This is a genomic window from Dietzia sp. Cai40 (assembly GCF_014145165.1).
GTDB lineage: Bacteria > Actinomycetota > Actinomycetes > Mycobacteriales > Mycobacteriaceae > Dietzia > Dietzia natronolimnaea.
Window position 1 is genome coordinate 1 of sequence record NZ_JAALEB010000361.1, and the last position, 3,261, is coordinate 3,261.

Below are 3,261 nucleotides of genomic sequence, written 5' to 3' on the forward strand. Positions count from 1 at the left end.
GCGGCCAGTCGCGCGGCCGCGAGCTTGGAGGCCATCCCGCCGGTGCCCAGCGCACCGCCGGCCCCGGCCACCACCCCGTCGAGGTCGGCCGCGCCCGACACCATCGTCACCGCGGTGGCGTCACCCTTGCGGGGGTCGGAGTCGTAGAGCGCGTCCACGTCCGAGAGCAGGATCAACGCATCGGCGCTGATGAGGTGGGCCACCAGCGCGGCCAGGCGGTCGTTGTCCCCGAAGCGGATCTCGTTGGTGGCCACCGTGTCGTTCTCGTTGACCACCGGCACCGCGCCGAGCGTGCGGAGTCGGTCCAGGGTGCGCTGCGCGTTGGCCGCGCTCTCCCGGCGCCCGATGTCCCCCGCCGTCAGCAGGACCTGGCCCACCACGCGGTCGTACCTGGAGAACGAGTCGCCCCACGCCCGGGCCAGTTCGAGCTGCCCCACACTGGCGGCCGCCTGCTTGGCGGACAGGGTGGCGGGTCGGGTGGTCATCCCCAGTGGGGACATCCCCGCGCCGATCGCGCCGGAGGAGACCACGAAGACGTCCGACCCCGCGGCCATGCGCGCCTGGCAGACGTCGGCCAGGGCGTCGAGCTGCGGCCGGCGGATCCCGCCACCGAAGCTCGTGATGGCCGACGAGCCGATCTTGACCACCACCCGGCGGGCCGTGCCGATCCGGCGCCGCAGCTCCGGTTCGCCGGTCACTCCAGGATCTCCTCGTCGGGGTCGATCAGCCCGCGGCGCACCCGCTTGCGGTACTTGCGCTCGTGGGCGCCCACGCGCTCGTCGGACTCCAACCGGATGTCGGTGCCTCGGCCCGTACGCATGAGGTCCACACCGGCCGGGGTCTGCGGCTCCCAGTCGAAGGAGACGTCGCCGACGGTGACCGTGCAGCCCGCCTGCGCGCCGGCCTTGATGAGCGCGTCCTCGACCCCGAGCCGGGCCAGGCGGTCGGCGAGGAAGCCGACGGCCTCGTCGTTGGCGAAGTCTGTCTGGCGGATCCAGCGCTCGGGCTTGGATCCCGAGACCACGTAGGCACCGGCCTCGTTCGGGTCCTTCCGGACGGTGAACTCGGCCACGTCGACGGTCCTCGGCCGCAACACGATCCGCTCGGGCGCCGCCGGCGGGTTGGCCTTGCGGTGGGCCTTGATGAGCTCGTAGAGCCCGTACCTCAGTTCGTCCAGGCCCTTGTGCGCGACCGCGGAGATGGCATACACCGGCCAGCCCTTGGCCTCGAAGTGGGCGGTGACCATCTCGGCCATATCAGCGGCGTCCGGCACGTCGATCTTGTTGAGCACCACGACCCGCGGCCGATCGGCCAGCTCCCCCAGACCGGCGTCGGCGAGTTCCGGCTGGTAGGCGGCGAGCTCCGCCTCGAGCGCGTCGACGTCCGAGATGGGGTCGCGGTCGGACTCGAGGCTCGCGCAGTCCACGACGTGTGCGAGGACGGCCGTGCGCTCGATGTGGCGCAGGAAGTCCAGGCCCAGGCCCCGCCCCTCGCTGGCACCCGGGATGAGCCCGGGCACGTCCGCGATGGTGAACGTGTCGTCGCCCACCGAGACCACCCCGAGGTTGGGGGCCAGGGTGGTGAACGGGTAGTCGGCGATCTTGGGCTTGGCCGCGGAGAGCACCGACACGAGAGAGGACTTGCCGGCAGAGGGGAACCCGACCAGTCCGACGTCGGCCATGGACTTGAGCTCGAGGGTGAGGTCGCGGACCTCGCCGGGCTCACCGAGCAGGGCGAACCCGGGGGCCTTGCGGGCCCTGGAGGCGAGCGCGGCGTTACCGAGCCCACCCTTGCCGCCCTCGGCCGCCACGAAGCGGGTCCCGGCACCGACCAGATCGGCCAGCATCTCACCGTTCTGGTCCAGCACGACGGTCCCGGGCGGCACCGCCAGGACGAGGTCATCACCCTGGGCGCCGTTCCGGTTGGCGCCCATCCCGGGCTCTCCCTTACCGGCGCGCGCGTGGGGCCGGAAGTGGAAGTCGAGCAGCGTGTGGACCTGGGGGTCCACCACCAGCACCACGTCCCCGCCGCTCCCGCCGTTGCCCCCGTCGGGGCCGCCGAGCGGCTTGAACTTCTCCCGGTGCACGGACGTGCACCCGCGGCCACCGTCCCCCGCCGCGAGGTGGAGCACTACGCGGTCGACGAATCTCGACATAAGCGGACTCCTCCTGCTGGTGGTGGGACTAACGGATGTGGCGCAAATGCTCTCGGGGACCGGGCGTGGGGTCATCAGACCCCGCCCGGCCCCCGAGGGCGAATCGCGTCAGTGTCGCCGGGTCAGGCCTCGACGCCGACCGGCACGATGTTGACGGTCTTGCGGCCGCGCTTGGTCCCGAACTCGACCGCACCGGCGGCCAGTGCGAACAGCGTGTCGTCGCCGCCACGGCCGACGCCCACGCCCGGGTGGAACTTGGTGCCACGCTGGCGGATCAGGATCTCGCCGGCGTTGACTTCCTGGCCGCCGAAGCGCTTGACGCCGAGACGCTGCGCGTTGGAGTCACGACCGTTACGGGTGCTGGATGCGCCCTTCTTACTTGCCATGTCCGAACCCCTCCTTCAGGGAAGACGCCCGAGGGCGCTGAGCTGGTGGCCTTGGCGGCCGTGGTGGATTACTTGATACCGGTGATCTTGAGCACCGTCAGCTTCTGACGGTGGCCCTGACGCTTGTGGTACCCGGTCTTGTTCTTGAACTTGTGGATCCGGATCTTCGGGCCCTTGGTCTGCTCGACGATCTCGCCGGAGACGGAGACCTTGGCCAGGGCGTCGGCAGCGGAGGTGACGGTCGAACCGTCGACCACGAGGATCGGGGACAGGGACACGGAGGTACCGGCCTCACCCTCGATCTTCTCGACCTTGACATGGTCACCTTCGGCGACCTTGTACTGCTTGCCGCCGGTCTTGACGATCGCGTACATCGAGGGCTTCCCCTTGCTTCTCGGGTGTGTGGCCGCCACTGGGACGTCCACAACTACTGTGCGGTGTTCTCTCTGACCGGCCGACTCTCGTCGACCGGGATCGCCGGTCCCGCGGCCTTGACGGCCCGGCCCGCGACTTCTCGCGCGACGACATAGCGCCGCCACGAGCGACTTGTCAAGGTTACGGCCCGGCGGCACAGCAGGTCAAACCGACCGCGCCACCGGGCCCGACACCTCTAACGATCGCCGGCGTCAGGGGCGGTCGTGGACCTGGTCGCGCGTCGCCGTGCCGGTCGCTGACGCGGCTCCGCGACGACGACCGGCGGCGCCTCCGCGAGCGGGGCGG

At 70.9% G+C, this 3,261-nt stretch carries 4 protein-coding genes; all 4 read right to left on the reverse strand.

Features of this window, described 5'->3' with window-relative positions; translation table 11 throughout:
• The coding region (gene proB, locus G6022_RS13400) for a glutamate 5-kinase (protein WP_182691754.1) at window positions 1–698 on the reverse strand (698 nt) is incomplete at its 3' end.
• The gene (obgE, locus tag G6022_RS13405) at window positions 695–2,155 is read right to left on the reverse strand and encodes a GTPase ObgE (protein WP_182639561.1); all 1,461 of its coding nucleotides are present in this window, start codon (window positions 2,153–2,155) and stop codon (window positions 695–697) included. The genes proB and obgE, both read right to left, overlap by 4 nt.
• 122 nt (window positions 2,156–2,277) lie before the next feature.
• Window positions 2,278–2,541, reverse strand: a complete 264-nt coding sequence (gene rpmA, locus G6022_RS13410) for a 50S ribosomal protein L27 (protein ID WP_107748170.1) — start codon at window positions 2,539–2,541, stop codon at window positions 2,278–2,280.
• 68 nt (window positions 2,542–2,609) lie between these two features.
• Window positions 2,610–2,915, reverse strand: coding sequence for a 50S ribosomal protein L21 (gene rplU / locus G6022_RS13415; RefSeq protein ID WP_017835684.1), 306 nt, complete (start codon window positions 2,913–2,915; stop codon window positions 2,610–2,612).
• Window positions 2,916–3,261: the final 346 nt, after the last annotated feature.

What these genes read in the sequence shown, in the direction of transcription:
- rplU (WP_017835684.1), bottom strand. Translation starts at nt 2,915, where the DNA reads ATGTACGCGATCGTCAAGACCGGCGGCAAGCAGTACAAGGTCGCCGAA.
- obgE (WP_182639561.1), bottom strand. Translation starts at nt 2,155, where the DNA reads ATGTCGAGATTCGTCGACCGCGTAGTGCTCCACCTCGCGGCGGGGGAC.
- rpmA (WP_107748170.1), bottom strand. Translation starts at nt 2,541, where the DNA reads ATGGCAAGTAAGAAGGGCGCATCCAGCACCCGTAACGGTCGTGACTCC.